The sequence below is a fragment of the Lysobacter sp. CCNWLW3 genome, from assembly GCF_036697405.1.
In the GTDB taxonomy this organism is placed as follows: domain Bacteria; phylum Pseudomonadota; class Gammaproteobacteria; order Xanthomonadales; family Xanthomonadaceae; genus Lysobacter.
This window is the reverse complement of the sequence record NZ_JBAHWA010000004.1, coordinates 22,439-47,365: the sequence shown is the minus strand read 5'-3', so window position 1 is coordinate 47,365 and position 24,927 is coordinate 22,439. Positions and strand designations below refer to the sequence as shown.

At 69.1% G+C, this 24,927-nt stretch carries 21 protein-coding genes; 11 read left to right on the top strand and 10 right to left on the bottom strand.

Annotation, left to right across the window (positions count from 1 at the left end; genetic code table 11):
- The first annotated feature begins 460 nt into the window (after positions 1 to 460).
- Positions 461 to 2,497: an elongation factor G gene (gene fusA, locus V1318_RS09060; protein WP_332939343.1), complete on the top strand. Its 2,037-nt coding sequence runs from the start codon at positions 461 to 463 to the stop codon at positions 2,495 to 2,497.
- A 62-nt stretch (positions 2,498 to 2,559) separates the two neighbouring features.
- Here fusA and V1318_RS09055 read toward each other — a convergent pair whose 3' ends face one another.
- The 5 genes from V1318_RS09055 to V1318_RS09035 form a co-directional block, all read right to left on the bottom strand.
- On the bottom strand, positions 2,560 to 3,195 hold the full coding sequence (locus tag V1318_RS09055) for a LysE family translocator (protein ID WP_332939342.1): 636 nt from the start codon (positions 3,193 to 3,195) through the stop codon (positions 2,560 to 2,562).
- A gap of 9 nt (positions 3,196 to 3,204) precedes the next feature.
- A complete protein-coding gene (locus V1318_RS09050) occupies positions 3,205 to 4,224 on the bottom strand; it encodes a zinc-binding alcohol dehydrogenase family protein (RefSeq protein ID WP_332939341.1) in 1,020 nt (339 codons plus the stop codon).
- Between the two features lie 46 nt (positions 4,225 to 4,270).
- The gene (locus V1318_RS09045; protein ID WP_332939340.1) at positions 4,271 to 5,065 is read right to left on the bottom strand and encodes an SDR family oxidoreductase; all 795 of its coding nucleotides are present in this window, start codon (positions 5,063 to 5,065) and stop codon (positions 4,271 to 4,273) included.
- A 41-nt stretch (positions 5,066 to 5,106) separates the two neighbouring features.
- A complete protein-coding gene (locus tag V1318_RS09040; protein ID WP_332939339.1) occupies positions 5,107 to 6,138 on the bottom strand; it encodes an aldo/keto reductase in 1,032 nt (343 codons plus the stop codon).
- 65 nt (positions 6,139 to 6,203) lie between these two features.
- Positions 6,204 to 7,394: an MFS transporter gene (locus tag V1318_RS09035; protein ID WP_332939338.1), complete on the bottom strand. Its 1,191-nt coding sequence runs from the start codon at positions 7,392 to 7,394 to the stop codon at positions 6,204 to 6,206.
- A 161-nt stretch (positions 7,395 to 7,555) separates the two neighbouring features.
- On the opposite strand from V1318_RS09035, the gene V1318_RS09030 reads away from it, so the two are divergent.
- Complete coding sequence (locus V1318_RS09030; RefSeq protein ID WP_332939337.1) at positions 7,556 to 8,482, top strand: LysR family transcriptional regulator; 927 nt, start codon at positions 7,556 to 7,558, stop codon at positions 8,480 to 8,482.
- A 205-nt stretch (positions 8,483 to 8,687) separates the two neighbouring features.
- Here the strand turns inward: V1318_RS09030 and V1318_RS09025 are convergent, their stop codons facing one another.
- Positions 8,688 to 9,479 carry a class III extradiol ring-cleavage dioxygenase gene (locus tag V1318_RS09025; RefSeq protein WP_332939336.1) on the bottom strand — a complete coding sequence of 264 codons (792 nt, stop codon included), beginning with the start codon at positions 9,477 to 9,479 and terminating at the stop codon, positions 8,688 to 8,690.
- Positions 9,480 to 9,630: 151 nt separating this feature from the next.
- Here V1318_RS09025 and V1318_RS09020 point away from each other — a divergent pair, with 151 nt between their 5' ends.
- The 7 genes from V1318_RS09020 (at position 9,631) to V1318_RS08990 (ending at position 16,935) form a co-directional block, all read left to right on the top strand.
- Positions 9,631 to 11,079 carry a bifunctional 2-methylcitrate dehydratase/aconitate hydratase gene (locus V1318_RS09020; protein ID WP_332939335.1) on the top strand — a complete coding sequence of 483 codons (1,449 nt, stop codon included), beginning with the start codon at positions 9,631 to 9,633 and terminating at the stop codon, positions 11,077 to 11,079.
- 185 nt (positions 11,080 to 11,264) lie between these two features.
- Positions 11,265 to 12,347: an OmpA family protein gene (locus tag V1318_RS09015; protein WP_332939334.1), complete on the top strand. Its 1,083-nt coding sequence runs from the start codon at positions 11,265 to 11,267 to the stop codon at positions 12,345 to 12,347.
- Positions 12,348 to 12,584: 237 nt separating this feature from the next.
- Positions 12,585 to 13,667, top strand: coding sequence for an OmpA family protein (locus tag V1318_RS09010; RefSeq protein ID WP_332939333.1), 1,083 nt, complete (start codon positions 12,585 to 12,587; stop codon positions 13,665 to 13,667).
- Positions 13,668 to 13,893: 226 nt separating this feature from the next.
- A complete protein-coding gene (locus V1318_RS09005; protein ID WP_332939332.1) occupies positions 13,894 to 14,409 on the top strand; it encodes a hypothetical protein in 516 nt (171 codons plus the stop codon).
- Between the two features lie 68 nt (positions 14,410 to 14,477).
- Entirely contained in the window at positions 14,478 to 15,224 is a 747-nt protein-coding gene (locus tag V1318_RS09000) for a pseudouridine synthase (protein ID WP_332939331.1), read from the top strand.
- Positions 15,225 to 15,454: 230 nt separating this feature from the next.
- The gene (locus tag V1318_RS08995; RefSeq protein WP_332939330.1) at positions 15,455 to 15,958 is read left to right on the top strand and encodes a hypothetical protein; all 504 of its coding nucleotides are present in this window, start codon (positions 15,455 to 15,457) and stop codon (positions 15,956 to 15,958) included.
- Between the two features lie 476 nt (positions 15,959 to 16,434).
- Positions 16,435 to 16,935, top strand: a complete 501-nt coding sequence (locus V1318_RS08990; RefSeq protein WP_332939329.1) for a hypothetical protein — start codon at positions 16,435 to 16,437, stop codon at positions 16,933 to 16,935.
- 115 nt (positions 16,936 to 17,050) lie between these two features.
- Here the strand turns inward: V1318_RS08990 and kbl are convergent, their stop codons facing one another.
- Together kbl and tdh are read right to left on the bottom strand one after the other, a co-directional pair.
- Entirely contained in the window at positions 17,051 to 18,244 is a 1,194-nt protein-coding gene (kbl, locus tag V1318_RS08985; protein ID WP_332939328.1) for a glycine C-acetyltransferase, read from the bottom strand.
- A 111-nt stretch (positions 18,245 to 18,355) separates the two neighbouring features.
- On the bottom strand, positions 18,356 to 19,390 hold the full coding sequence (gene tdh, locus V1318_RS08980; protein WP_332939327.1) for an L-threonine 3-dehydrogenase: 1,035 nt from the start codon (positions 19,388 to 19,390) through the stop codon (positions 18,356 to 18,358).
- Positions 19,391 to 19,534: 144 nt separating this feature from the next.
- On the opposite strand from tdh, the gene V1318_RS08975 reads away from it, so the two are divergent.
- The gene (locus tag V1318_RS08975) at positions 19,535 to 21,685 is read left to right on the top strand and encodes a S46 family peptidase (protein WP_332939326.1); all 2,151 of its coding nucleotides are present in this window, start codon (positions 19,535 to 19,537) and stop codon (positions 21,683 to 21,685) included.
- A 131-nt stretch (positions 21,686 to 21,816) separates the two neighbouring features.
- Positions 21,817 to 23,955, top strand: coding sequence for a S46 family peptidase (locus V1318_RS08970; protein WP_332939558.1), 2,139 nt, complete (start codon positions 21,817 to 21,819; stop codon positions 23,953 to 23,955).
- A 283-nt stretch (positions 23,956 to 24,238) separates the two neighbouring features.
- On the opposite strand, the gene V1318_RS08965 is transcribed toward V1318_RS08970, so the two are convergent.
- Positions 24,239 to 24,466, bottom strand: coding sequence for a DUF6289 family protein (locus tag V1318_RS08965; RefSeq protein ID WP_332939325.1), 228 nt, complete (start codon positions 24,464 to 24,466; stop codon positions 24,239 to 24,241).
- Between the two features lie 122 nt (positions 24,467 to 24,588).
- Complete coding sequence (locus V1318_RS08960; protein ID WP_332939324.1) at positions 24,589 to 24,819, bottom strand: DUF6289 family protein; 231 nt, start codon at positions 24,817 to 24,819, stop codon at positions 24,589 to 24,591.
- Positions 24,820 to 24,927: the final 108 nt, after the last annotated feature.

The following is a 24,927-nucleotide window of genomic DNA, read 5'->3' as shown; positions in this document are numbered from 1 at the left end:
CCGGCGGCGTCGTATCCGGCCCGCAACGCAGCATCCCAGGCGGCACGCCGGCACGGCCATTGACTCCGCTCCGGCCGCCCCTACTCTATGTCCACACCGAACCCGGCCCAGCCGCCCATGATGCAGTGCCCGCTCCTGATATTGCAGCACGCCCAACGCGAGAGCGTGGGCCGGGTGCGCCTGCCTCCTGTGATTCGCGGTGCCGCGTCGAGCTGATCGAGCGGCCGCGGCCACACCGATACAGAGCACCCGCAAGGGTGCTTTTTTATTGCCCGCGTTTTTTATCCAGGTTTTTCATCCGGCCTCCGGCGCATGCCGCCGCAGCCCCTCCACCGCAATTCCGGAAACCGAAGGAGCACGTGTCGTGAATACCACGGAAGACACCCAAGCCTAGCCGCGCGCCTTGTCGCCAACAGGGGCGCGCGGCCTCCCGAGTTGGCAACCAAGAAAGCGAATCCTTATGAACACCACCACTGTTTCCCGCTGGCGCAACCTCGGCATCATCGCCCACGTCGACGCGGGTAAAACCACCCTCACCGAACGCCTGTTGTGGAAAACCGGCGCGATCCATCGCACCGGCGAAGTCCACGACGGCGCCGCCACCACCGACTTCAGTCCGATCGAACAGGACCGCGGCATCACCATCGGCGCCGCGGCCGTGCAGACGCGCTGGACGCCGCAAGGACAGGCCGAGCACCGGCTGACCGTGATCGACACCCCGGGCCACATCGACTTCGCGATCGAGGTCGAGCGCTCGCTGCGCGTGCTCGACGGCGCGGTCGCCGTGTTCAGCGCGGTCGACGGCGTGCAGCCGCAATCGGAAACCGTGTGGCGCCAGGCGCGCCGGCACGGCGTGCCGCTGATTGCGTTCGCCAACAAGATGGACCGGGTCGGCGCCTCGCTGGAACTGGTGCTCGCGCAGATGCGCGACAAACTGGACGCGGTGCCGTGGCCGCTGGGCCATGCGCTGGGCGCGGAAAGCGAGCTGCACGGCTGGGTCGACTACGTCGCGCGCGAGATCGTGCTGTGGGACCAGGACGACGCGATCGCGCGCCGGCCCTGGAGCGCCGACGAAAGCCGCCAGTACGAGCCGCTGCGCCAGCGCCTGGTCGAGGCCGTCGCCGATCACGACGACGAACTCGCCCAGGCCTATCTGGAAGCGCGCGAGATCGATACTGCGGCGCTCAAGGCGGCCCTGCGCCGTGGCACGCTCAGCGGCGCCGGCACGCCGGTGCTGGGCGGTTCCGCGTTCAAGAACAAGGGCGTGGAAACGCTGCTGGACGCGATCGTCGACTACCTGCCGTCGCCGCTGGACCGGCCCTGGGTGCGCGCCGAAAGCGAGCGCGGCGATGTCGCGCTGGCGCCCGACGCCGCGGGTCCGCTCGCCGCGCTGGTGTTCAAGATCACGCACCAGGAACACGGTGCGCTCTCGTTCGTGCGCCTGTACTCGGGCACGCTGCGGGTCGGCGACACGGTGTGGGCTTCGCGCCGCGGCAAGCCGCAGCGGGTCGGGCGCCTGGTCGTGGTCCAGGCCAATCGCGGCCGCGACGTCGAGGTGGCCTACGCCGGCGAGATCGTCGCGGTGCAGGGCTGGAAGGATGCGGTCAGCGGCGAGACGCTCAGCGACAGCGGGCGCCCGCTGGTACTGGACGCGATCCAGGCGCAGCCGGCGGTGCTGTCCTGGCGTTTGAGCGCGGCCAAGTCCGGCGACCTGATCCGTCTCGGCCAGGGCCTGGCGAGCCTGGCCCAGGAGGATCCGTCGTTCCGCGTCGGCACCGACGAGGACACCGGCGAGACCCTGGTGTGGGGCATGGGCGAGCTGCACCTGGACGTGATGGTCGAGCGCCTGCGCCAGGAGTGGAACGTCGAGGTCCGCACCGGTTCGCCGCGCGTGGCCTACCAGGAAACCCCGAGCCGCGCGGTGGCGCGCGTGGAGGGCAAGCTGTCCAAGCAGAACGGCGGCAGCGGCCAGTTCGCGCGCGTGCTGATCGACGTCGAGCCGCGCGAGGACGGGCGCTTCGAGTTCGTCGACCGCACGACCGGCGGCGTGGTCCCGCGCAACTTCGTCGCCGCGACGGAGAAGGGCCTGCGCGCGGCGCTGATGGAAGGCCCGCGCGGCTATCCGGTGGTCGGGCTCACGGTGAGCCTGATCGACGGCGAGACGCATGCGGTGGACTCGTCCGAGCTCGCGTTCCAACGCGCGGCGGGCGAGGCCCTGAAGGCGGCGCTGGCGCTCAGCGGCACCACCCTGCTGGAGCCGGTGATGGCGCTGGTCGTGGACACGCCCGCCGGCAACGTCGGCGACGTGGTCGGCGATTTGCAGCGGCGGTCCGGCCGGGTGCTGGCGATCGACGACAAAGGCACGCGCGCCGACGTCAGCGCGCGCGCGCCGCTGGCGCAGCTGTCGGGTTACACGACCGCGCTGCGTTCGCTGACCCAGGGACGGGCTTCGGCCTCGGTGGTCTTCAACGGCTACGAGGCCGCGCGCGAAGTCTGAGTAAGCAGCAAATAGCGGAAAAGCGCAGGGGCCGGCATTGCCGGCCCCTTTTTCGTCCGTGTCTAAGCCGCCGCCGCGGGCCGCAGGCGCAGCAGGCTCATGCCCATCGCCGCGTAGCCGGTTGCTAGTGCGCGGTTGAACCAGCGCGCGCGCCGCGGCTGCGCGAACCAGCCGCGCAGGGCGCTGGCCAGGACCACGTAGCACAGGTGCGAGAGCACGGTGCAGGCGGCGAAGGTCAGGGTCAGGGCGAAGAACTGCGGCAGCAAGGGCGCGTCGGCGCGCATGAACTGCGGCAGCAGGGCGGTGAAGAACAGGATGCTCTTGGGATTGGTGGCGGCCACCAGCAGGCCCTGCAGGAACAAGCGCCGCGGCGCGCTCGCGCGTGCCGGCTCAGGCGCGCGCGCGAACAGATCGTCGCGTGCGCGCCATTGGCGGATGCCGAGCCAGATCAGATAGGCCGCGCCGGCCAGCTTGAGCGCGGCGAACAGCCAGGCCGAGGTCTTGAGCAGCGCGCCCAGGCCCAGCATCGCGGTCGCCGAGACCAGGAACACGCCCAGGGCGTTGCCGACCGAGCCGAGCAGGGCGCGGCGCGCGCCATGACTGGCGGCGTTGGACACCGCCAGCAGCACGGCCGGCCCGGGACTGAACGCGGTCAGCAGCGCCAGCGAGCAGAACAACCACCAGGACGCGGCGCCCATGCGCGGGCCTTACCAGCCGGCCAGGGTCAGCTTGCCGACGGTGGCGCCCGATTCGAGGCGGCGATGCGCCTCGCGCAGGTTGGCCGCGTCGATCCTGCCCAGGGTTTCGTTGTGGGTGCCGCGCAATTCGCCGGCGTCGATCAGCTTGGCGACGCGGTCGAGGATGCGCGCCTGCTCGACCATGTCGGCGGTCTGGAAGCGCGGCCGCGAGAACATCATTTCCCAATGGATGCCGATGCATTTGGCTTTGTAGGGGTCGCCGATGCGCAGTGCGCCGCTGGGTTCGACGATCAGGCCGACGTGGCCCTGCGGCGCCAGCAGTTCGCCGATCGCGTCCCAGTAGCGGTCGGTGTCGGCCAGGTTCAGCACCGCCTCGACCTGGGCGTGGCCCAGCGCCTGCAGCTGCGGCAGCAGCGGCTGACGATGATCGATCACTTCGTGCGCGCCCATCGCGCGGCACCACTCCACGCTCTGCGCGCGCGAGGCGGTGGCGATCACGTTGAAGCCGGCGCGACGCGCGAGCTGGATCGCGACCGAGCCGACGCCGCCGGCGCCGGCGATCACCAGCGCGGTCTTGCCGATGCCGCCCTGCTCGGCATCGTAGGGCATGCGCTGGAACAGCAACTCCCAGGCGGTGATGACGGTCAGCGGCAGCGCCGCGGCCTGGGCCGCGTCCAAAGACCGCGGCGCATGGCCGGTGATGCGTTCGTCGACCAGCTGGAACTGGGCGTTGCTGCCCGGGCGGGTGATGTCGCCGGCGTAGTAGACGCGGTCGCCGACCTTGAAGCGGGTGACCGCCTCGCCGATCGCGGTCACGGTGCCGGCCGCGTCGTAGCCCAGCACGCGCGGCTGCGCTTCGACGTTCGGCTTGGGCGCGCGCACCTTGGTGTCGACCGGATTGACCGAGATCGCCTCGACCTGCACCAGCAGATCGTGCCCCTGCGGCGCGGCGGGGTCGGGCAGGTCGACGTCGAGCAGGGACTCGGGATCGTCGATGGGCAGGTAGCGGGTGAGGGCGACGGCTTTCATGTTGGGCTCCGGAGCGGATCGGGTGATTGCATGCGATGGGGAGGAATCAGAACGCGGACAGCACCAGGCCGCCCTCGGCGCGGATCGCCGAGCCGTTGACCACCGAGGCCGCCGGGCTGGCGACGAAGGCGACCACGCGCGCGATCTCGGCCGGTTCGGCGAAGCGGCGCAGCAGCGAGGTCGGGCGTGCGGTATCGAAGAACCGCTTCTCGAATTCGGCCGCGCTGACGCCTTGCTGCTGCGCCAGCTGTTCGACGAACACGCCGACGCCCTCCGAGCGGGTCGGGCCGGCCAGCACCGAATTCACCGTCACCTCGGTGCCGGTGGTCAGCTGGGCCATGCCGCGCGCCAGCGCGATCTGCGCGGCCTTGGTCACGCCGTAATGGATCATCTCGGCCGGGATCTGCAGGCCCGATTCGCTGGACAGGAACACCACCCGGCCGCGGTTGCGTTCGAGCATGCCGCCGAAGTAGTGCCGCGACAGGCGCACGCCGCTCATCACGTTGGCGTCCCACAGCTGCTGCCATTCCTCGTCGCCGATGGCGGCGAAGTCGGTGGGGATGAAGATGCCGAGGTTGTTGATCAGGATGTCGGTCTGCGGCACCGCGGCGATGAACGCGGCCGCGCCTTGCGCGCTGGCCAGGTCGGCGGCGACGCCGCGCAACTGCGCCTCGGGCAGGGCGGCGCGCAGCGAGGCCAGCGCGGCGTCGACGCGGGCCTGGCTGCGGCCGTTGACGACGACCGCGGCGCCGGCGCGCGCGAGTTCTTCGGCGATGGCGTAGCCGATGCCGGCGGTGGAACCGGTGACGACGGCGGTGGAACCGGAAAGGGAGGCGCTCATGTCGGTGCTCGCGATGCGTGAGAGGGGGAGGGTCGGTCGGTTCAGACCGGCGCCGGCGTGCGTTCGGAGAACATGCCGTTCCAATACGGGTAATACGGATAAGGCGGCGTGACGCGGCTGGCCTGGTCGAGTTTGGCGACCTGCTCGGCGCTGAGGTTCCAGCCGACCGCGCCCAGGTTCTGGCGCAATTGCGCTTCGTTGCGCGCGCCGATCAGCACGCTGGACACGGTCGGGCGCTGCAGCAGCCAGTTCAGGGCGATCTGCGGGATCGTCTTGCCGGTGTCGGCGGCGACTTCGTCCAGCGCGTCGACGATGCGGTACAGGCGCTCCTCGTCCACCGGCGGGGCGAAGCCGGCGGTGTCGTGCAGGCGGCTGCCCTCGGGCAGCGGCTGGCCGCGGCGGATCTTGCCGGTCAGGCGGCCCCAGCCCAGCGGGCTCCAGACCACCGCGCCAACGCCCTGGTCCTGGGCCAGCGGCATCAGCTCCCATTCGTAGTCGCGGCCGACCAGCGAGTAATAGGTCTGGTTGGCGACGAAACGCGAGTAGCCGTAGCGGTCGGCGACCGCCTGCGACTTCATCAGCTGCCAGCCCGAGTAGTTGGACACGCCCAGGTAGCGCAGCTTGCCGGCGCGGACCAGATCGTCGAGGGTGGACATGACCTGCTCGACCGGGGTCTGCGCATCGAAGTGGTGCAGCTGCAGCAGGTCGATGTAGTCGGTGCCCAGGCGCTGCAGGGCGCGGTCGACGGCGCGGATCAAATGGTGGCGCGAGGCGCCGACGTCGTTGGCGCCTTCGCCGGCGCGCAAGCTGATCTTGGTCGACAGGATGACTTCATCGCGGCGGCCCTGGATGGCGGCGCCGAGAATCGATTCGGAGGCACCGTCGGAATACACGTCGGCGGTGTCGAACAGGTTCACGCCGGCCTCCAGGCAGATCTCGATCAGGCGCCGGGCTTCGGCCACGTCGGTATTGCCCCAGGCGCTGAACAGCGGGCCCTTGCCGCCGAAGGTGCCGGCGCCGAAGCCCAGTACCGACACTTTGAAACCGGAGTGGCCGAGAAAACGGGTGTCCATGGTGGTGCTCCTTGAATGAGGGAAGCGCGCGGCCCCGGGCCGTGCGTCGGAATTCGAAAAGGGGCTCAGCCGGCCGGGCAGGGCGCGGCCTGGTTCAGCGCCGGCTCGCGCGGCGCATTTAGGCGCGCCGCCCACACCGCCAGCACGATGCCCGACACCGTGACCAGGGCCGCGACCCAGGTCACCGCGCCCAGGCCCAGGCCGACATCGATGACCGCGCCGCCCAGCCAGGCGCCGAGCGCGTTGCCGAGATTGAAGGCGCCGATGTTGAGGCTGGAGGCGAGGTTGCGGCCGGCGCTGTCGGTCTTCTGTAGCACCCACAGCTGGATCGGCGAGACCGTGGCGAAGGCGGCGATGCCGAGCAGGGCGACGAAGATCACCGCGGCGACCTTGCTGTGCAGGGCGAAGGTCATCAGGCCCAGCACCAGCGCCAGCGCGACCAGGGTGCCGACCAGGGCCGGCGCCAGGCGGCGGTCGGCGAGGCGGCCGCCGAGCAGGTTGCCGACGATCAGGCCGACGCCGAACACCAGCAGGATCGGCGACACCGCGCTTTCGGCGAAACCGGTGACCTGGGTCAGGATCGGCTGGATGTAGGTGAACACGGTGAACACGCCGGCGAAGCCGAGCACGGTCATGGCCAGCCCCAGCAGCACCTGCGGGTGGGTCACGGCCTTGATCTCGGCGCGCAGCGCGGCGTTGTCCTGCGCGCCGCGGTCCTTGGGCACCAGCGTGGCGATCACCACGGTCGCGATCACGCCGATCGCCGCCACCGCCCAGAAGGTCGCGCGCCAGCCCAGGTGCAGGCCCAGCCAGGCGCCGGCGGGCACGCCCAGCAGGGTGGCGACGGTCAGGCCGACGAACATGATCGAGATCGCCGAAGCCTTGCGGTCTTCCGAGACCAGACCGGTCGCGACCACCGCGCCGACGCCGAAGAAGGTGCCGTGGGCCAGCGAGGTGATCACGCGCGCGATCATCAAAGTGGTGTAGTTGGGCGCGATCGCACAGGCGATGTTGCCCAGGGTGAAGATCAGCATCAGCGCGACCAGTACGGTCTTGCGCGGCAGGCGCCGGGTCGCGGTGGTCAGCAGCGGCGCGCCGACGAACACGCCCAGGGCGTAGCCGGAGATCAGCAGGCCGGCCGCGGCGATGGTCACCTTGAGGTCGGCGGCGACCTGCATCAGCAGGCCCATGATCACGAATTCGGTGGTGCCGATGCCGAAGGCGCCGGCGGTGAGGGCGTAGAGCGCCAATGGCATGCGCTGTTTGGACGCGCCGGGCGGGGCGGGTTCGGAGCGGGGAAGGGCGGGGGATTCCATGTCGGGCATCCACTGGGGAGGCGCGCAGTCTGGAAGCTTGCATCTTCTGCAAAAACCACCAAGATGGCTAATCAGTTTCAACAAATGATTGATAAACGGCCATGGACCGAGTCGGCGACCTCGCCCTGTTCCTGCGCGTGCTCGATCTGGGCTCGATCAGCGCGGCCGCGCGCAGCCTGGACCTGTCGGTCGCGGTCGCCAGCCAGCGCCTGAAGCGGCTGGAACGCGACCTGGGCGTGCGCCTGCTGCACCGGACCACGCGCCAGCTGCACGCCACCCCCGAAGGCGCCGCCCTGGCCGAGCAGGGCCGGGCCCTGGTCGAGGATCTGGAGGCGCTGACCGGCGGCCTGCGCCAGGCCGCGAGCGAAGTCGCCGGCACCCTGCGCCTGACCGCCTCGGCCTCGTTCGGGCGCCAGTACCTGTCGCCCCTGCTGCCCGAGTTCCTGGCCCGCTACCCGCGGGTCAAGGTCAGCGTCAATCTCAACGATCAGCTGCTGGATCTGGTCAGCTCCGGCTTCGACCTGGCGATCCGGATCGGCGCGCTCGAGGATTCCAGCCTGGTCGCGCGCAAGCTGGCGCCGAATCGGCGCGTGATCTGCGCCTCGCCCGAATACGTGCGCCGCCATGGCATGCCCAACTCGCCCGAGGAGCTCGCGCGCCACGACTGCCTGATGCTGGTCGGCAGCCAGGGCCGCCAGGACCTGTGGCGCCTGCACGACCGCAGCGGCCGCGAGTTCGCGGTGCGGGTGTCGGGGCGCTTCGAGAGCAACCTGGGCGAACTGCTGCGCGACGCCGCGGTCGCCGGCCTGGGCATCGCCCTGCATTCGACCTGGCACGTCAACGAGGACCTGCGCGCGAAACGCCTGGTGGCGGTGATGCCGGACTACGGCGTCGCCGAATCCGGCATCTATGCGGTGATGCCGCAGCGGCGCCTGATCCCGCCGCGCGTGCGCGCCTTCAGCGACTTCCTCGCCGAACGCTTCGGCGAGCATCCGCCGTGGGAGCAGTACGAACTGTCGGTGCCCTAGCGGCCGCCAGACCCGCATCGCGCCGCTGCGCTACTCGAGTAGCGGCAACGGCTCTCTGTGGGAGCGGCGTAAGCCGCGATCGAGCCCCACATGCGATGCAGGCTTCGTCGGCGCGCCATCGCGGCTTACGCCGCTCCCACAGAAAGCGGTGGCGACGATTCCCTGCTGATGCTCCCCCTTGCGAAGGGGGATTCGCTCTCCCGCCTTAATCGAACGCAAACGCATCCAAGGCCAACGACCCCATCTCGTGCGAACGATGGATCGTGCGCACCGAGGCCTGGGCGCCGGCCGCGCCCAGGGCCACGAACAGCGGCATCAGATGCTCGACCGTAGGGTGCGCGTGGCGCGCGTGCGGCGCCTGCGCCTGCCAGTCCATCAGCGCGGCGTGGTCGTGCGCATCCAGGCGCGCGTGCATCCACTGGCCGAACTCGCGCGCCCACGGCGCCAGCGGCGCGTCGCGGTGCTGCCAGTCCAGATCGCCCAGGTTGTGCACGAAGCCGCCCGAGCCGATTACCAGCACGCCTTCCTCGCGCAGCGGCGCCAGGGCCGCGCCCAAGGCGTAGTGCTGGGCCGCGTCGCCGTGCGGCATCACCGACAGCGGCACCACCGGGATGCCGGCCTGCGGGTACATGCGCCGCAACGGCACCCAGACGCCGTGGTCCAGGCCGTGCGCCTCGCGCACCTTGGGGCGCAGGCCGGCGTCCTCCAGGCGCGCGCGGATCGCTTCGGCCAGCTCCGGATCGCCCGGGGCCGGATACTGGATCCGATACAGCGGCGCCGGGAAGCCGCCGAAGTCGTGCACGGTGTGCGGCTGCGCGTGCCCGCCCAGCATCGGGCGGTCGGTCATGAAGTGGGCCGAGGCGACCACGATCGCCTTCGGCCACGGCAGCTGCGCGCCGAGCCCGTCCAGGAAACGGCCGGCGGCGGAATCCTCGATCGCCAGCATCGGCGAGCCGTGGGACAGGAACAGGGTGGGCAGGCGGGTCGGAATGTCCATGCCGGAAGGGTGATCCCGCGGGGGCGCAAACACCAGCGCGCTGCGCCGCTCGCTGCGTTCCGTCCTTGGCGTCAAATGCCGCCCCGGCGTTCGCGCCGGCCGCACACGCCGCGCCGCAGACTGCGCCTTCCGCCCATCGCCGCCGTCCCTCATGAGCCACGCCGATCCCCGCTCCGCCGTCCGCCCGGACTACGACCCGCCGATGCGCGAGATCGCCGACTACGTGCTCGACTACCGCATCGATTCCGACGAGGCCTACGCCACCGCACGCGTCATGCTGCTGGATTCGCTGGCCTGCGCCGCGCTGGCGATGGCGCACCCGGCCTGCGTCGCGCACCTGGGGCCGCTGGTGCCGGGCGCGGACCTGCACGGCGGCGCGCGCGTGCCGTACACCGCCTACGAACTCGACCCGGCCCAGGCCGCCTACAACATCGGCACCCAGATCCGCTGGCTGGATTTCAACGACACCTGGCTGGCCGCCGAATGGGGCCATCCTTCCGACAACCTCGGCACGCTGCTCGCGCTGGCCGACTACCTGGGCCGGCGCGCCGAGGCCGCGGGCGGCCACGGCCCGAGCGTGCGCGAGCTGCTCGGCCACGCGATCAAGGCCCACGAGATCCAGGGTGGCTACGCCTTGCGCAACGCTTTCAACCGGGTCGGGCTGGATCACGTGATCCTGGTGCGCCTGGCCTCTACTGCGCTCGCCACGCGCATGCTGGGCGGCGATCGCGAGGCGATCCAGAGCGCGATCTCGCAGGCCTGGGTCGACAACGGCGCGCTGCGCAGTTATCGGCATGCGCCCAACACCGGCCCGCGCAAGAGCTGGGCCGCCGGCGACGCCTGCCGGCGCGCGGTCGTGCATGCGCTGAACGCGGTCAAGGGCGAGGTCGGCTATCCCAGCGCGCTGAGCGCGCCGACCTGGGGCTTCTACGACGTCGCCATGCGCGGGCGGCCGTTCGAATTCGAACGCCCCTTCGGCAGCTATGTGATGGAGAACGTGCTGTTCAAGATCAGCTACCCGGCCGAGTTCCACGCCCAGACCGCGGTCGAATGCGCGCTGCGCCTGCATCCGCAGGTCCGCGACCGGCTCGACCGCATCGCGCGCATCGACCTGCGCACCCAGGAGGCCGCGCGCCGCATCATCGACAAGACCGGGCCGCTGGCCAACTACGCCGATCGCGACCATTGCCTGCAGTACATGGTCGCGGTGCCGCTGATCCACGGCCGGCTGGAAGCCGATGACTACGGCGACGCGGTCGCCGCCGATCCGCGCATCGACGCCCTGCGCGAGAAGATGACGGTGACCGAGGACCCGCGCTACACCCGCGACTACCACGATCCCGACAAGCGCTACATCGGCAACGGCGTGCAGGTGCACTTCGACGACGGCAGCGCCACCGAAGCGGTGTCGGTGGATTACCCCGTCGGCCACCGCCGCCGCCGCGCCGAGGGCCTGCCCTTGCTGATCGCCAAGTTCGAGACTGCGATCCGCGCCCGGCTATCGCCCGCCCAGGCCGATACACTCTGCGCCCTGGCCCGGGACCCGGAACGGCTGGACGCGCTGCCGATCACCCGCTTCCTTGCCCTGTTTCAGTCCTGATTCACGTTTGTGGCGGTGCCCGCGTTTACCACGGATGCCGCCGCGATTGTTAGATGCCTGTTAACATGGCTTTCACATAGGCAAACCTAACCTGCGCGGGATGGCGTCGGAAGGCGGCTGTCCTGAATTGGTAGGAACCTCGCAGACGCGGTTTCCAATTTTTCTGAACCAAGGAGCTATAACAAATGAATAAGAAACTCCTCTGCGCCGCCCTGCTGGGTGGCCTGAGTCTGGCCCAGGCGGCCAGCGCGCAGGATTTCGACGACCGCTGGTACATCACCGGCTCGGCCGGCATGAACCTGCAGGACAACGACCGCGGCACCCGTAACGCACCCTTCGTGGGCCTGGGCGTGGGCAAGTTCATCAGCCCGAACTGGTCCGTCGACGGCGAGCTGAACTATCAGCACCCGAAGTTCGACGCCGATCAGGACCTGTCGTGGAGCCAGTACGGCGTCTCGCTGGACTTCCGTCGTCACTTCATCACCGAAGGCCGCAACTGGAACCCGTACGCCCTGCTGGGCATCGGCTACCAGCGTTCGGAAGAAGAGTTCAACAACTTCCCGTCGCCGAACTCGCCGGGCCGCCGTGAAGACGGCAACCTGGCCGCCAAGGTCGGTCTGGGCATCCAGGGCGACCTGGGCCGCGTCGGTATCCGTACCGAGCTGGCCTACCGCGCCGACTTCGACGACACCAGCGTTTCCGCTCCGCAGGAAGACTGGTTCGGCGACGTGCTGGCTTCGGTCGGCATCATCGTTCCGCTGGGCCCGGAAGCCACCGCTCCGGTCGCTCCGGCTCCGGTCGTCGCGCCGAACTGCGCCGATCAGGACGACGACGGCGACGGCGTGAACAACTGCGACGACAAGTGCCCCGGTTCGCAGGCTGGCCAGACCATCGGTCCGGACGGCTGCCCGGTGCCGGTCTCGATCGACCTGAAGGGCGTGAACTTCGACTTCGACAAGGCCACGCTGCGTCCCGACGCGGTGACGATCCTGAACGAAGCCGCCGAGATCCTGAAGCGCTATCCCGAGCTGAAGGTCGAAGTCGCCGGTCACACCGACCAGTGCGGTAAGGACGCTTACAACCAGAAGCTGTCCGAGCGTCGCGCCCGCGCCGCTTACGACTACCTGACCAGCAACGGCGTCGACGCCGCGCGTCTGTCGGGTCCGAACGGCTACGGCGAAAGCCGTCCGCTGGAAGACCTGGGCCAGGCCTTCCCGGCTTGTAAGAGCGAGAAGAACCGCCGCACCGAGCTGAACGTCCAGAACTAAGGACGGCGGGTTCTCCGGAACCCGATGCAAGACCCACGAAGCCCGGCCTTGTGCCGGGCTTCGTTCGTTTATGTGGCTTTGTTAAGAAATAACGTTAAGTGGTATTAACAATCGTCTTGACAGTGTATGATCTGCCCCGCCAGTGACCGCCTGCCGGAGCGACCGCGCCAGACCGGGTCCCTGTCACGCGTTTCCGCCGTGAATCAAACCGTTCCTACTGATCTGAAGGAGTTAGAGATGAAGATCCGTTTGTTGAGCACCGCACTGTTGGCGGGCTTGGCGTTTGCCCAGGCGGCCAGTGCGCAGGATTTCGACGACCGCTGGTACATCACCGGCTCGGCCGGCATGAACCTGCAGGACAACGACCGCGGCACCCGCAACGCGCCGTTCCTGGGCCTGGGCGTGGGCAAGTTCATCAGCCCCACCTGGTCCGTCGACGGCGAGCTGAACTATCAGCACCCGAAGAACGACGCCAACCAGAATCTGGCCTGGAGCCAGTACGGCGTCTCGCTGGACTTCCGCCGCCACTTCATCACCGAAGGCCGCAACTGGAACCCGTACGCCCTGCTGGGCATCGGCTACCAGCGTTCGGAAGAAGAGTTCAACAACTTCCCGTCGCCGAACTCGCCGGGCCGCCGTGAAGACGGCAACCTGGCCGCCAAGGTCGGCCTGGGCATCCAGGGCGACCTGGGCCGCGTCGGTATCCGTACCGAGCTGGCTTACCGCGCCGACTTCGACGACACCAGCGTTTCCGCTCCGCAGGAAGACTGGTTCGGCGACGTGCTGGCTTCGGTCGGCATCATCGTCCCGCTGGGCCCGGAAGCCGCTCCGCCGCCGCCGCCGGCTCCGGAAGTCGCGCCGAACTGCGCCGACAAGGACGACGATGGCGATGGCGTGAACAACTGCGACGACAAGTGCCCCGGTTCGCAGGCTGGCCAGACCATCGGTCCGGACGGCTGCCCGGTGCCGGTCTCGATCGACCTGAAGGGCGTGAACTTCGATTTCGACAAGGCCACGCTGCGTCCGGATTCGACCGCCATCCTCAACGAGGCCGTCGAGATCCTGAAGCGCAACCCGTCGCTGCGCGTCGAAGTCGCCGGTCACACCGACCAGTGCGGTAAGGACGCCTACAACCAGAAGCTGTCCGAGCGTCGCGCTCAGACCGTGTACGACTACCTGACCAGCAACGGCGTGGAAGCGTCGCGTCTGGGCGGTCCGAACGGCTACGGCGAGAGCCGTCCGCTGGAAGACAAGGGCCAGGCGTTCCCGGGCTGCAAGAGCGAGACCAACCGTCGCACCGAGCTGAACTCCCAGAACTAAGGGGCGCCAGCCGGTTCCTCGGAACCCGCCGCAACACACGAAGCCCGGCCCAGTGCCGGGCTTCGTCTTTTTGCGCGCCGTGGCGCGGAATGTGATCGCAACGGCGAAACGGCCGCTTGCGCACGCATGCGCGGTTGTCCGATCCGCCCCCCGCGCCTACACTGCCCGGGTCGTGTCCGGACCCCGTCGGGACATCGCGACGGGCCAGACCGGGAGGAAGTTCGCCATGCATCGTGTCCTAGCTGCAGCGCCGCTGCTGTTCATCGCTACGATCGCCCAAGCCGAAGTCGGCAGCTGCGGCTCGATCACCGCGCCCGCGCTGCCGGTGCAGCCGACCGTGATCGCGCCGATCGCCCCGGAACTGGTCGCCCCCAGCTATCAGCTCGGCTCGCCGACCGGCGTGCTCTCGCAGGCCCTGGACGAATCCCTGTCGGTGGACCGCGTGCTGCTGCGCATGCGCATCGAAGGCTGCCACCTGGCCAACGCCAAGCCGGCCGCGGGCGGCATGCCCAGCTCCAACGATCCGGCCGCGTACAAGCCCAAGACCCAGTTCGACAACACGCCCTGGCGCTTCGACATGAGCCAGGGCGGCAAGCGCATGACCGCCGACGAATTCAGCGCCTGGATGAAGGCCAAGGGCGTGCGCGTGGCCAAGGGCGCGCCCGGAGCGGCTGCGCCCGCGCCGGCGCCGGCCCCCGTGGTCGAAGCGCCCAAGGACGAGAAGAAGGGCAAGAAGAAGTAAACGCCGCGTCCGCGCGCGTTCCGTCCCGCATCCTTATCTCTGAAGCCGCGCCGCGCGCGGCCGTCGTCATGACCGCCACACCCCGTCACGGCCTCGCCCGCGTGCTGTCCAAGCAGGGACTGTGCTCGCGCAGCGAAGCCGCGCGCTGGATCGCCGCCGGCCGGGTCGCGGTCGACGGCCGGGTGGTGCGCGACCCCGAGTTCCCCATTTCCAGCGCCCAGCGCGGCCGTCCGCGCATCGCCGTCGACGGCCGCGACATCGACCAGGCGCCGCGCCTGTACCTGATGCTCAACAAGCCGCGCGGCCTAGTCACCAGCGCCCGCGACGAGCGCGGCCGCGACACCGTCTACCGCTGCTTCGACGGCGCCCAGTGGCAGGGCGTGCCCTTGCCCTGGCTGGCGCCGGTGGGCCGCCTGGACCAGGCCAGCGAAGGCCTGCTGCTGTTCTGCAACGACCCCGAGTGGGCCGCGCGCATCACCGATCCCGAGCGCGGCCCGGACAAGACCTACCACGTCCAGATCGACACCATTCCCGACCCGGCCACCCTCGCGGCCCTGGTCGCGGGCAGGCTCGCCGAGGGCGAGTGGTTGCGCGCCAAGTCCGTGCAGCTGTTGCGCAGCGGCGGCAAGAACGCCTGGCTGGAAATCGTGCTCGACGAAGGCCGCAACCGCCAGATCCGGCGCCTGTTGGCCGCGTTCGACATCGGCGTGCTGCGGCTGCTGCGCGTGGCGATCGGCGAACTCGCGCTGGGCGACCTCGGCAAGGGCCAGTGGCGCATGCTCAGCGCCGCCGAAGTCGCGCAACTCTCGCGCTGAGGCGCGCATCGCGCCGGCCGCGTCGGCGCGTCGGCTGAACCGACCAGTCGATGGCCCGAAAAAAACGTGCGCTGCTGCGGTATCGCCGCGTGCGCTCGCGCCGCTATCGCGACATCGCCGCCCGCGCTTGCGCAGGACTGTGCCGGAGCGCACCGTTTGGCACCTTTGAGTTGCGATGCGCGCACCTAGACTCCTAGCCACTTTCGGCTGGACTTTGGGGAGGAACCGACATGCGTACGATCGCGATGGCGCTGCCGCTGCTGCTGTGTTCGGGCTGGCTGGGCGCGCAGGAGCTGCCTTGCGGTACCGGTGCCGCCCCGGCCGTGCAGGCCGAAGTGGCCTTGCTGCTGGACCCGACCGCCGCCTCGCCGAAATTGGCACGGCGCCCCGCCACGACGGCCGATGGCCTGCTCGCGTTCGGTCACGGCGAAGCCTTGAGCTCGCCGCTGGCATCGCCCTTGGGCGCATGCACGCAGCAGGTCGCCGCACGCCGCGACAAGCGCAAGCGCGGGAGCGCTGGCGCCGGCGCCGGCGACGCCGCCTCCGCGGACTACAAGCCCAAGACCCGCCACGACAACACCCCCTGGCGCTTCCATATGGAACAAAACGGCAAGCGTATGACCGCCGACGAGTTCGATGCCTGGATGAAGGCCAAGGGCGTGCGCGTGGCCACCGGCGCACCGGCGCCGGTGCGCAAGGAAGACAAGCGCCGGCGCATCGCGCGCGAGCGTTGAGGTAGGCGCATGCCGTGACGGCGGCGGGCGAACTCGACCCCGCCGCTTATTTGCGACTGTTGGGATTCGCGACGGTGGGCCCGGCCCCACCACCCTATGTGTCTAGGCGAGTCGCGAGCGCGCCATCGCGGGTTCGCCATTGGGCGCGAGCGCGTGAAAGCGGAGCGGGGCGACTGCGCGATCGAACGCGGCAACGCGGGCACTGGCTTCGTGTCGCATCCCTGGGCTAGTCTCGCCCCACCGCCGCGCTGAGGCGACGCGTACCGCGTCGCAGCGCCGGCCGGGCCCATGAAGGGCCCGGATATCGACACAAGGAGGTGGCCAGCCGGCCCGGATCTTGCGATCCGTCGACGACGCCGGCATCGATGCAGTTGCGCACAGCCTTTGTTTCTTTATCGCGACCCGCACCGGCCTTGCCCGGCGCGGTCACGCCGCGCGCGTCCGCGCGCGTTCCCCCGTCTCAAGGAGAGCACACGATGTCGAAGTACGCACGTTCCGCGGTATCCGCTTTCAAGGCCCTGCTGTTGTCGCTGATGCTGATCGCCAGTCCCATGGCCGCGGCCGACCCGGCCGGCGCCGATCAGCAACTGCAAATGGCCCAGCTCAACTTCATGCAGGTGAAGATGCAGTTCCAGATCGCCGAGATCCATCTCGGCGCCGGTCGCGTCAACGAGGCGCGTCAGGCTTTCATCTCGGCCCAGATCAGCGCGCAATTGCTGAACATGTCCGTGATGCAGCTCAAGATGGAGAACACCGACACGCTCAATAACGGCCAGTTCGTGCACCGTGCGCCGCAGGAGCGCGCCGTGGCCTACAGCGAACTCGCCAGCATCGAGGCGCTGCAGCTGCAGATGAACCTGGCGGTGCTGGCGCAGCAGCCGACCTCGCAGGCGAATCGGATCCAGGCCCAGATCGCCATCGCTCAGCTGACCCAGAGCCTGCAGCAGTGCGCGCTGGAAATGGCGGCCGCGCAGTGAGTCGGTAATGGCGGACCATGCGGACGTTGCGTTCGCGTGGTCCGCATTCGTGCCGGGCCGCCGCATGCGCGGCGGCCCGGTAGCGAACGGCGCCGTTGCGGCGCCGCGGCGCGGCCTAGGCCGCGATCACGCCCAGTTCGCGGCCGATCTTCACGAATGCCGCGATCGCGCGGTCCAGGTGCTCGCGCGTGTGCGCGGCCGACATCTGGGTGCGGATGCGCGCCTGGCCCTGCGGCACCACCGGGAAGAAGAAGCCGATCGCGTAGATGCCTTCTTCGAGCAGGCGCGCGGCGAACTTCTGCGCCAGCGGCGCGTCGTACAGCATCACCGGCGCGATCGGATGCACGCCCGGCTTGATGTCGAAACCGGCCTGGGTCATCCGCTCGCGGAAATAGGCGGTGTTCTCGGCCAGGCGTTCGCGCAGCTCGCCGGCGGCCGACAGCATCTCGAAGGCCTTGATGCCGGCCGCAACCACGTGCGGCGGCAGCGAGTTGGAGAACAGGTAGGGACGCGAACGCTGGCGCAGCAGCTCGATCACTTCCTTGCGGGCGGTGGTGAAGCCGCCCAGCGCGCCGCCCATGGCCTTGCCCAGGGTGCCGGTGTAGATGTCGATTCCGTCCATCGCGCCCTTGACCTCGGCCGAGCCGCGGCCGCTGGCGCCGAGGAAGCCGGTGGCATGGCATTCGTCGATGTGGACCAGGGCGCCGTACTTCCTGGCCAGGGCCACGATCTCGTCCAGCGGGGCGATGAAGCCGTCCATCGAGAACACGCCGTCGCTGGTGATCAGCTTGGTCTTGCAGCCGGCGGCGTCGGCGGCCTGCAGCTGCTTCTCCAGGTCGGCCATGTCGCAATTGGCGTAGCGGAAGCGCTTGGCCTTGCACAGGCGCACGCCGTCGATGATGGAGGCATGGTTGAGCGCGTCGGAGATGATCGCGTCGTTCTCGTCCAGCAGCGGCTCGAACAGGCCGCCGTTGGCGTCGAAGCAGGCCGCGTACAGGATCGTGTCTTCGGTGCCGAAGAAGTCGGCGATGGTCCGCTCGAGCTGCTTGTGCAGGTCCTGGGTGCCGCAGATGAAGCGCACCGAGGCCATGCCGAAGCCGTGCGTGTCCAGCGCGTCCTTCGCGGCCTGGATCACGTCCGGATGGTCGGCCAGGCCGAGGTAGTTGTTGGCGCAGAAGTTCAGCACCGTGCGCCCGTCGGCCAGGGTGATTTCGGCCGACTGCGGGCTGGTGATCACGCGCTCGGACTTGAACAGCCCGGCGGCGCGGATCTCGTCGAGGGTGTCGGCGTAGCGTTGGGTCAGGGACATAGAGGCCGGGATTCGAGATTGGGGATTAGGGATTGGTAAAGCGAAGCGGGAGGGTTCGGTGAGGTTCGCTTTTGCGAATCTCCAATCCCGAATCCCGAATCCCGGCTCTCGTCAATTCCAGCTCAACACGACCTTGCCGGCCTTGCCGGTTTCCATCAGGTCGAAACCCTTCTGGAAGTCGTCGATCGGCAGCTGATGGGTGAGCACCTTGCCCAGCGGGAAACCCGACAGCACCAGCTGGGTCATCTTGTACCAGGTCTCGTACATCTTGCGGCCGTACATGCCGTGCAGGGTCAGGCCCTTGAAGATGATCTTGTCCCAGTCCACGCCCGCGCCCTTGGGCATGATGCCGAGCATCGCGATCTTGCCGCCGTGGTACATGCACTCGAGCATGTCGTTGAAGGCGCGCGGGTTGCCGCTCATCTCCAGGCCGACGTCGAAGCCTTCCATGTGCAGGTCGGCCATCACGTCCTTGAGCGACTGGTTGGCGACGTTGACCACGCGCGTGGCGCCCATGTCGGCGGCCAGCTTGAGGCGGAAGTCGTTGACGTCGGTGACCACCACGTTGCGCGCGCCGATGTGCTTGCAGATGCCGGCGGCGATGATGCCGATCGGGCCCGCGCCGGTGATCAGCACGTCCTCGCCGACCACGTCGAACTCCAGCGCGCAATGCGCGGCGTTGCCGTAGGGGTCGAAGAACGCGGCCAGCTCGCTGGGGATCTGGTCCGGGATAGGCCACAGGTTGCTGGCCGGCATCACGATGTATTCGGCGAAGGCGCCGTTGCGGTTCACGCCGATGCCGGTGGTGTTCGGGCACAGGTGCTGGCGGCCGGCGCGGCAGTTGCGGCAGTGGCCGCAGACGATGTGGCCTTCGGCCGAGACGCGCTGGCCCAGGCTGTAGCTGGACACGCCGGCGCCGAGCTCGACCACGCGGCCGACGAACTCGTGGCCGATCACCAGGCCGGGCTGGATGGTGCGCTGGCTCCACTCGTCCCACAGGTAGATGTGCAGGTCGGTGCCGCAGATCGCGGTCTTCTCGAGCTTGATCAGGACCTCGTTGGGGCCCGGCGCGGGAACCGGCACCTGTTCCATCCAGATGCCCTTGCCGGCTTCGCGCTTGACCAGTGCCTTCATCGTTTGCGTCATGGGTTGCATGCCTTCGGGTGCCGCGCGGAGGCGCGGAAAGAGGCCGAAATTATACGCCCCGGACCCGCGCCGGGCGCCGTCCGGGTTTGCCCGCTCCGGTCCGCATCGCCTATCGTCGCCGCTTCCCAGCGATCCGGATCGACCATGCGCCCCCGTTTGTTAGCCCTGTCCCTGGCCTTGTGCGCCGCGCCCGCCCACTCCGACGAAGGCATGTGGATGCCGTCGCAGCTGCCGGAGATCGCCGGCCAGCTGCGCGCGGCCGGCTTCCAGGGCCAGCCGGGCGACCTGGCCGAACTGGCCAAGCCGCCGATGAACGCCGTGGTCAAGGTCGGCGGCGCCACCGGCGCCTTCGTCTCCGCCGACGGCCTGGTGTTGACCAACCACCACGTCGCCTTCGGCGTGATCCAGTACAACTCCAAGCCCGAGCGCGACCTGATCGGGCAGGGCTACATCGCCGCCGACCGCGCCGCCGAACTGCCGGCCAACCCCGACTACCGCGTGCTGGTCACCACCGGTTTCGACAAGATCACCGACCGCATCCTCGCCGGCGCGCGCGGCAAGCGCGGCCGCGCCTACTACGACGCGGTCGACGCCGCGACCAAGGCCGCGGTGGCCGAGTGCGAGCGCGAACCGGGCGTGCGCTGCAGCGTCGCCAACATGTACTACGGCACCGACTTCTACCTGATCCGCCAGCTCGAGCTGCGCGACATCCGCCTGGTCTACGCGCCGCCCAACAGCATCGGCAACTACGGCGACGAGGTCGACAACTTCGTCTGGCCGCGCCACAGCGGCGACTTCACCCTGCTGCGCGCCTACGTCGGTCGCGACGGCAAGCCGGCCGACTACTCGCCCGACAACGTGCCCTACCGGCCGCCGGGCCATCTGCAGGTCTCCACCGATCCGGTGCGCGAGGGCGACTACGCCATGCTCGCCGGCTATCCGGGCGTGACCTTCCGCCATCGCATGGCCTCGGAGTTCAAGCAGCAGATCGAATGGCAGCTGCCTTCGCGGGTGGCTTTGTTCGATCGCCTGATCGGCGTGATCGAGCGCGCGAGCGCGCAGGATCCCGCGGCCAAAGTGCTGTACGCGGCCCAGGTCGCCAGCGCCAAGAACACCCTCAAGCGCGCCCAGGGCGAGCTCGACGGCCTGCGCCGCAGCGACGCGGTGCGCGTGCGCGCCGAAGACGAGGCGGCGATGCTGGCCTGGTTGGCCAAGCAGCCCGGCGCCGCCGCGATCCAGGCCGATGTGCGCGCCGCGCAGGCGGTGCTGGAGCAGGCCGCGGCGGTGCGCGAGCGCGATCAGCTGCTGGGCGCGATCCGCGGCCAGACCCAGTTGCTGCGTTCGGCCCTGAGCCTGCGGCGCTGGGCGCTGGAGCGCGCCAAGCCCGATGCCCAGCGCGAGTCGGGTTACCAGCAGCGCGACGAGGCCTTGGTGATAGGCCAGCTCAAGCAAGTGCAGCGGCGCTACGCGCCCGCGGTCGAGCAACGCCTGCTCGCCGATCTGCTGCAGCAATACCTGGCGCTGCCGGCGGCGCAGCACGTGGCCGAGTTCGACCGCGTGTTCGGCGCCACGCCGGCCGAGGTCGAAGCGCGCCTGACCGCGCTGTACGCGGGCAGCCGGCTCGGCGACGAGAGCCAGCGCCTGGCGGCGATGAAGCTCGACGCTGCCGGCCAGTTGCAAAGCGCCGACACGCTGATGCAGGCCGCCGACGCCCTGACCCCGGCCCTGCTGCGCCTGGAGCAGGAGAGCAAGACCCGCGAAGGCGAACTGCTGCGCCTGCGCCCGGCCTACATGCGCGCGCTGATCGGCTACCGCAAATCGCAGGGCCGCGCGGTCTATCCCGACGCCAACTCCACCCTGCGCGTGAGCTACGGCAAGGTCAGTGCCATGGACCCGCGCGACGGCGTGCGCTATCGCCCGCTCACCACGGTGCAAGGCATCGCCGAGAAGCACACCGGCGTGACCCCGTTCGACGCGCCGCAGACCCTGCGCGAGGCGATCGCCAAGGGCGATTTCGGCAGCACCGCCGATCCCGAACTCAAGACCCAGACCGTCGATTTCCTGACCAACCTGGACACCACCGGCGGCAACTCCGGCTCGCCGGTGCTGGACGCGCACGGCAAGCTGATCGGCCTGAACTTCGACAGCAACTGGGAGGCGGTCAGCGCCAGCTGGATGTTCGACCCGCGCTACAAGCGCGCCATCCACGTCGACATGCGCTACCTGCGCTGGCTGCTGGCCAAGGTCTATCCGGCGCCGCACCTGCTGCAGGAAATGCAGCTGCCGGCCGAATGAGCCGCCTGGGCAAAGTATGAATGGCCGGGGCAGGACTTCCGTCATGCCCGGGCATTACCCCCGGCGGGCTAGACTCGCCGGTCGATCAGCGTAAGGAGTGTTGCATGCGATATACGGCGTTGGCTGCGGCCATGGCGATGACGGGAACGTTCGGCGCGGGCCTCGCGCACGCGGGCGAGGGCATGTGGGTTCCGCAGCAGTTGCCGGAGATCGCCGGCCCGCTGAAGAAGGCCGGGCTGAAGTTGAACGCCAAGCAGCTGGCCGACCTTACCGGCGACCCGATGGGCGCGGTGGTCTCGCTGGGCGGTTGCACCGCCAGCTTCGTATCGCCCAAGGGCCTGGTGGTGACCAATCACCATTGCGCCTACGGCGCCATCCAGCTCAACTCCACGCCCGAAAAGAACCTGATGCGCGACGGCTTCAACGCCGCCGCACCGGGCGATGAAGTCTCCGCCGGCCCGAACGCGCGCATCTACGCCCTGGACTCGATCCAGGACGTGACCCAGCAGGTCAAGGACGCGATCGCCGCCGCGCCGGACGCGATCGGCCGCACGCGCGCGCTGGAAAACATCGAGAAAAGCCTGGTCGCCGCCTGCGAGGCCGATGCCGGCTTCCGCTGCCGCCTTTACAGCTTCTCCGGCGGCAACGTCTATCGCTTGTTCCGCAACCTCGAGATCAAGGACGTGCGCCTGGTCTATGCGCCGCCCGGCAGCGTCGGCAACTACGGCGGCGAAGTCGACAACTGGATGTGGCCGCGCCACACCGGCGACTTCTCGTTCTACCGCGCCTACGTCGGCAAGGACGGCAAGCCCGCCGCTTACTCCGCCGACAACGTGCCCTATCAGCCCAAGCATTGGCTGAAGATCGCCACCCAGCCGCTGGGCGCGGGCGATTTCGTCATGGTCGCCGGCTACCCGGGCTCGACCAGCCGCTACGCCCTGTCCGAGGACTTCGACAACACCGCGCAGTGGACCTATCCCACCGTCGGCGGCCACTACAAGAAGCTGGTCGCGATGGTCCAGGCCGAAGGCGCCAAGAACCCCGACGTCGCGGTCAAGTACGCCAGCACCGTGCGCGGCTGGCAGAACACCATGAAGAACTACGACGGCCAGCTCGACGGCTTCCGGCGCATCGGCGCCAGCGAGAAGAAGCATGCCGAGGACGCCGCGGTGCTGGAATGGCTGCGCAAGCAGGGCGCCAAGGGCGAGCCGGCGCTGGCCGCGCACGACACCCTGGTTCGGATCGGCGACCAGGCGCGCGCCAACCGCGAACGCGATCTGGTGTTCAGCCAGTTCCGCAACACCGGCGCGATCGGCGCCGCGCTGCAGCTGTACCGTTTGTCGATCGAACGCGCCAAGCCCGATCCCGAGCGCGAGCAGGGCTACCAGCAGCGCGACCTGCCTTCGTTCGAGGGCGCGATGAAGCAGATGGAACGCCGCTACGATCCCAAGATGGACCGCCAGCTGCAGGCCTACTGGCTGGGCGAATACCTCAAGCTGCCCGCCGCGCAGCGCATCCCCGCGCTCGACAAGTGGCTGGGCGGTTCCGACGACAAGGCGATCAAGCGCGCGCTCGACAAGCTGGCCAAGACCAAGCTGGGCGGCACCGAACAGCGCATGAGCCTGATGCAGGCCGACCGCGCCGCGTTCGACAAGAGCAAGGACCCGGCGATCCAGCTGGCGGTGGCGATCATGCCGACCGTGCTCAAGCTGGAAGAGGAGGGCAAGACCCGCGCCGGCGACATCCTGGTCGCGCGTCCGCTCTATCTGCAGGCGGTGGCCGATTACAAGAAGAGCAAGGGCCAGTTCGTGTATCCGGACGCGAACTCCTCGCTGCGCATCACCTTCGGCAACGTGATGGGCTACACCAAGACCGACGGCAGCAAGCAGCTGCCGTTCACCAAGCTGGAAGAAGTCGCGGCCAAGGCCACCGGCAGCGATCCCTTCGACGCTCCGCAGAGCCTGCTCGACGCGATCGCGGCCAAGCGTTACGGCGGCCTGGCCGACAAGCGCCTGGGCACGGTGCCGGTGAACTTCCTGTCCAACCTCGATATCACCGGCGGCAATTCCGGTTCGCCGGTGCTGGACGGCAGCGGCAAGCTGGTCGGCCTGGCCTTCGACGGCAACTGGGAATCGGTGAGCTCCAACTGGGTGTTCGACCCGACCATGACCCGCATGATCGCGGTCGATCAGCGCTACATGCGCTGGATCATGCAGGAGGTTTATCCGGCGCCGGAGCTGTTGAAGGAACTCAACGTCGCGCCGAAGTAAGGCGAAAGGCATCGCAACATGAAAAGGCCGGGCGATCGCCCGGCCTTTTCGTTTCCGCGCGCAATCGCCAATCGCGACGTCCGCATGGGATAGGAGCCGCGTAAGCCGCGACCGCGAAACCGCGCACCCTTGCGCAGGCCGGATCTCGCGACTTGCGCACGTCATGAAAGCGCGCAAACCGCAATGGCGGCGCGATCGCGACCACGCGCTACCACCTCAGGACAACGCATACGCGAAGGCCGGGCATCGGCCCGGCCTTCGCTGTCGAAACAAGGGCCGAGGATCAATCGCCCGGGCAGAACGCATGCCCCGAGCTGTAGCGCGAGGTCAGCACGCCGGACTGGTAGTAGGTGCCGTCGCAGTCCATCGAGGACTCGCCGACCACCTGGCCGTTGGCGTCGAAGTAGACGTAGAACTCGCCGATCTCGTCGGCGATCGGCGGGCGGGCGAGGGCGGCGGTGGCGTAGACGGTCAGGGCGAGGCCCAAGCCGATGACGAGACGCTTGCGCATGGGTGTTTCTCCTTGGATGCGGCGCGGGCGACGCGGGTGCGCGGCGGGGCGCCGGAATGGCGGTGGTGGGCGGGTCGCGCGCGCATCGAGGGGCCTGCGCGGCGGCGGATCGGCGGATCGGCTCAGCGCGGATCCGGATCGCAGATGAAATAGCCGTCGGCGTAGTTCTTGGTGAACTTGCCCCAGGACGTGCGGGTGCCGTCGCACTCGATGGCCTGGTAGCCGACCACGGCGCCGTTGTCGTCGTAGTAGTAATAGAACTGGCCGGGGCCGGTCGGCCCGACCGCGGCGATCGCCGCGCCCATGGTCGCCGCGGCCAGCACGCCGAGGGTCCAGGCGGTCTTCTTTCGCATCTTCCACTCCCTGTCGTCGTATGCGCCGGCGTCGTTGCCGGCGTTGCGACCCTAGGGCGGAATTTGTTGGCGCGGAGTGAGGCCGAAACTAAGATTTCGTGGCTTTGT

What these genes read in the sequence shown, in the direction of transcription:
- fusA (WP_332939343.1), top strand. Translation starts at nt 461, where the DNA reads ATGAACACCACCACTGTTTCCCGCTGGCGCAACCTCGGCATCATCGCC.
- V1318_RS09055 (WP_332939342.1), bottom strand. Translation starts at nt 3,195, where the DNA reads ATGGGCGCCGCGTCCTGGTGGTTGTTCTGCTCGCTGGCGCTGCTGACC.
- V1318_RS09050 (WP_332939341.1), bottom strand. Translation starts at nt 4,224, where the DNA reads ATGAAAGCCGTCGCCCTCACCCGCTACCTGCCCATCGACGATCCCGAG.
- V1318_RS09045 (WP_332939340.1), bottom strand. Translation starts at nt 5,065, where the DNA reads ATGAGCGCCTCCCTTTCCGGTTCCACCGCCGTCGTCACCGGTTCCACC.
- V1318_RS09040 (WP_332939339.1), bottom strand. Translation starts at nt 6,138, where the DNA reads ATGGACACCCGTTTTCTCGGCCACTCCGGTTTCAAAGTGTCGGTACTG.
- V1318_RS09035 (WP_332939338.1), bottom strand. Translation starts at nt 7,394, where the DNA reads ATGCCATTGGCGCTCTACGCCCTCACCGCCGGCGCCTTCGGCATCGGC.
- V1318_RS09030 (WP_332939337.1), top strand. Translation starts at nt 7,556, where the DNA reads ATGGACCGAGTCGGCGACCTCGCCCTGTTCCTGCGCGTGCTCGATCTG.
- V1318_RS09025 (WP_332939336.1), bottom strand. Translation starts at nt 9,479, where the DNA reads ATGGACATTCCGACCCGCCTGCCCACCCTGTTCCTGTCCCACGGCTCG.
- V1318_RS09020 (WP_332939335.1), top strand. Translation starts at nt 9,631, where the DNA reads ATGAGCCACGCCGATCCCCGCTCCGCCGTCCGCCCGGACTACGACCCG.
- V1318_RS09015 (WP_332939334.1), top strand. Translation starts at nt 11,265, where the DNA reads ATGAATAAGAAACTCCTCTGCGCCGCCCTGCTGGGTGGCCTGAGTCTG.
- V1318_RS09010 (WP_332939333.1), top strand. Translation starts at nt 12,585, where the DNA reads ATGAAGATCCGTTTGTTGAGCACCGCACTGTTGGCGGGCTTGGCGTTT.
- V1318_RS09005 (WP_332939332.1), top strand. Translation starts at nt 13,894, where the DNA reads ATGCATCGTGTCCTAGCTGCAGCGCCGCTGCTGTTCATCGCTACGATC.
- V1318_RS09000 (WP_332939331.1), top strand. Translation starts at nt 14,478, where the DNA reads ATGACCGCCACACCCCGTCACGGCCTCGCCCGCGTGCTGTCCAAGCAG.
- V1318_RS08995 (WP_332939330.1), top strand. Translation starts at nt 15,455, where the DNA reads ATGCGTACGATCGCGATGGCGCTGCCGCTGCTGCTGTGTTCGGGCTGG.
- V1318_RS08990 (WP_332939329.1), top strand. Translation starts at nt 16,435, where the DNA reads ATGTCGAAGTACGCACGTTCCGCGGTATCCGCTTTCAAGGCCCTGCTG.
- kbl (WP_332939328.1), bottom strand. Translation starts at nt 18,244, where the DNA reads ATGTCCCTGACCCAACGCTACGCCGACACCCTCGACGAGATCCGCGCC.
- tdh (WP_332939327.1), bottom strand. Translation starts at nt 19,390, where the DNA reads ATGACGCAAACGATGAAGGCACTGGTCAAGCGCGAAGCCGGCAAGGGC.
- V1318_RS08975 (WP_332939326.1), top strand. Translation starts at nt 19,535, where the DNA reads ATGCGCCCCCGTTTGTTAGCCCTGTCCCTGGCCTTGTGCGCCGCGCCC.
- V1318_RS08970 (WP_332939558.1), top strand. Translation starts at nt 21,817, where the DNA reads ATGGCGATGACGGGAACGTTCGGCGCGGGCCTCGCGCACGCGGGCGAG.
- V1318_RS08965 (WP_332939325.1), bottom strand. Translation starts at nt 24,466, where the DNA reads ATGCGCAAGCGTCTCGTCATCGGCTTGGGCCTCGCCCTGACCGTCTAC.
- V1318_RS08960 (WP_332939324.1), bottom strand. Translation starts at nt 24,819, where the DNA reads ATGCGAAAGAAGACCGCCTGGACCCTCGGCGTGCTGGCCGCGGCGACC.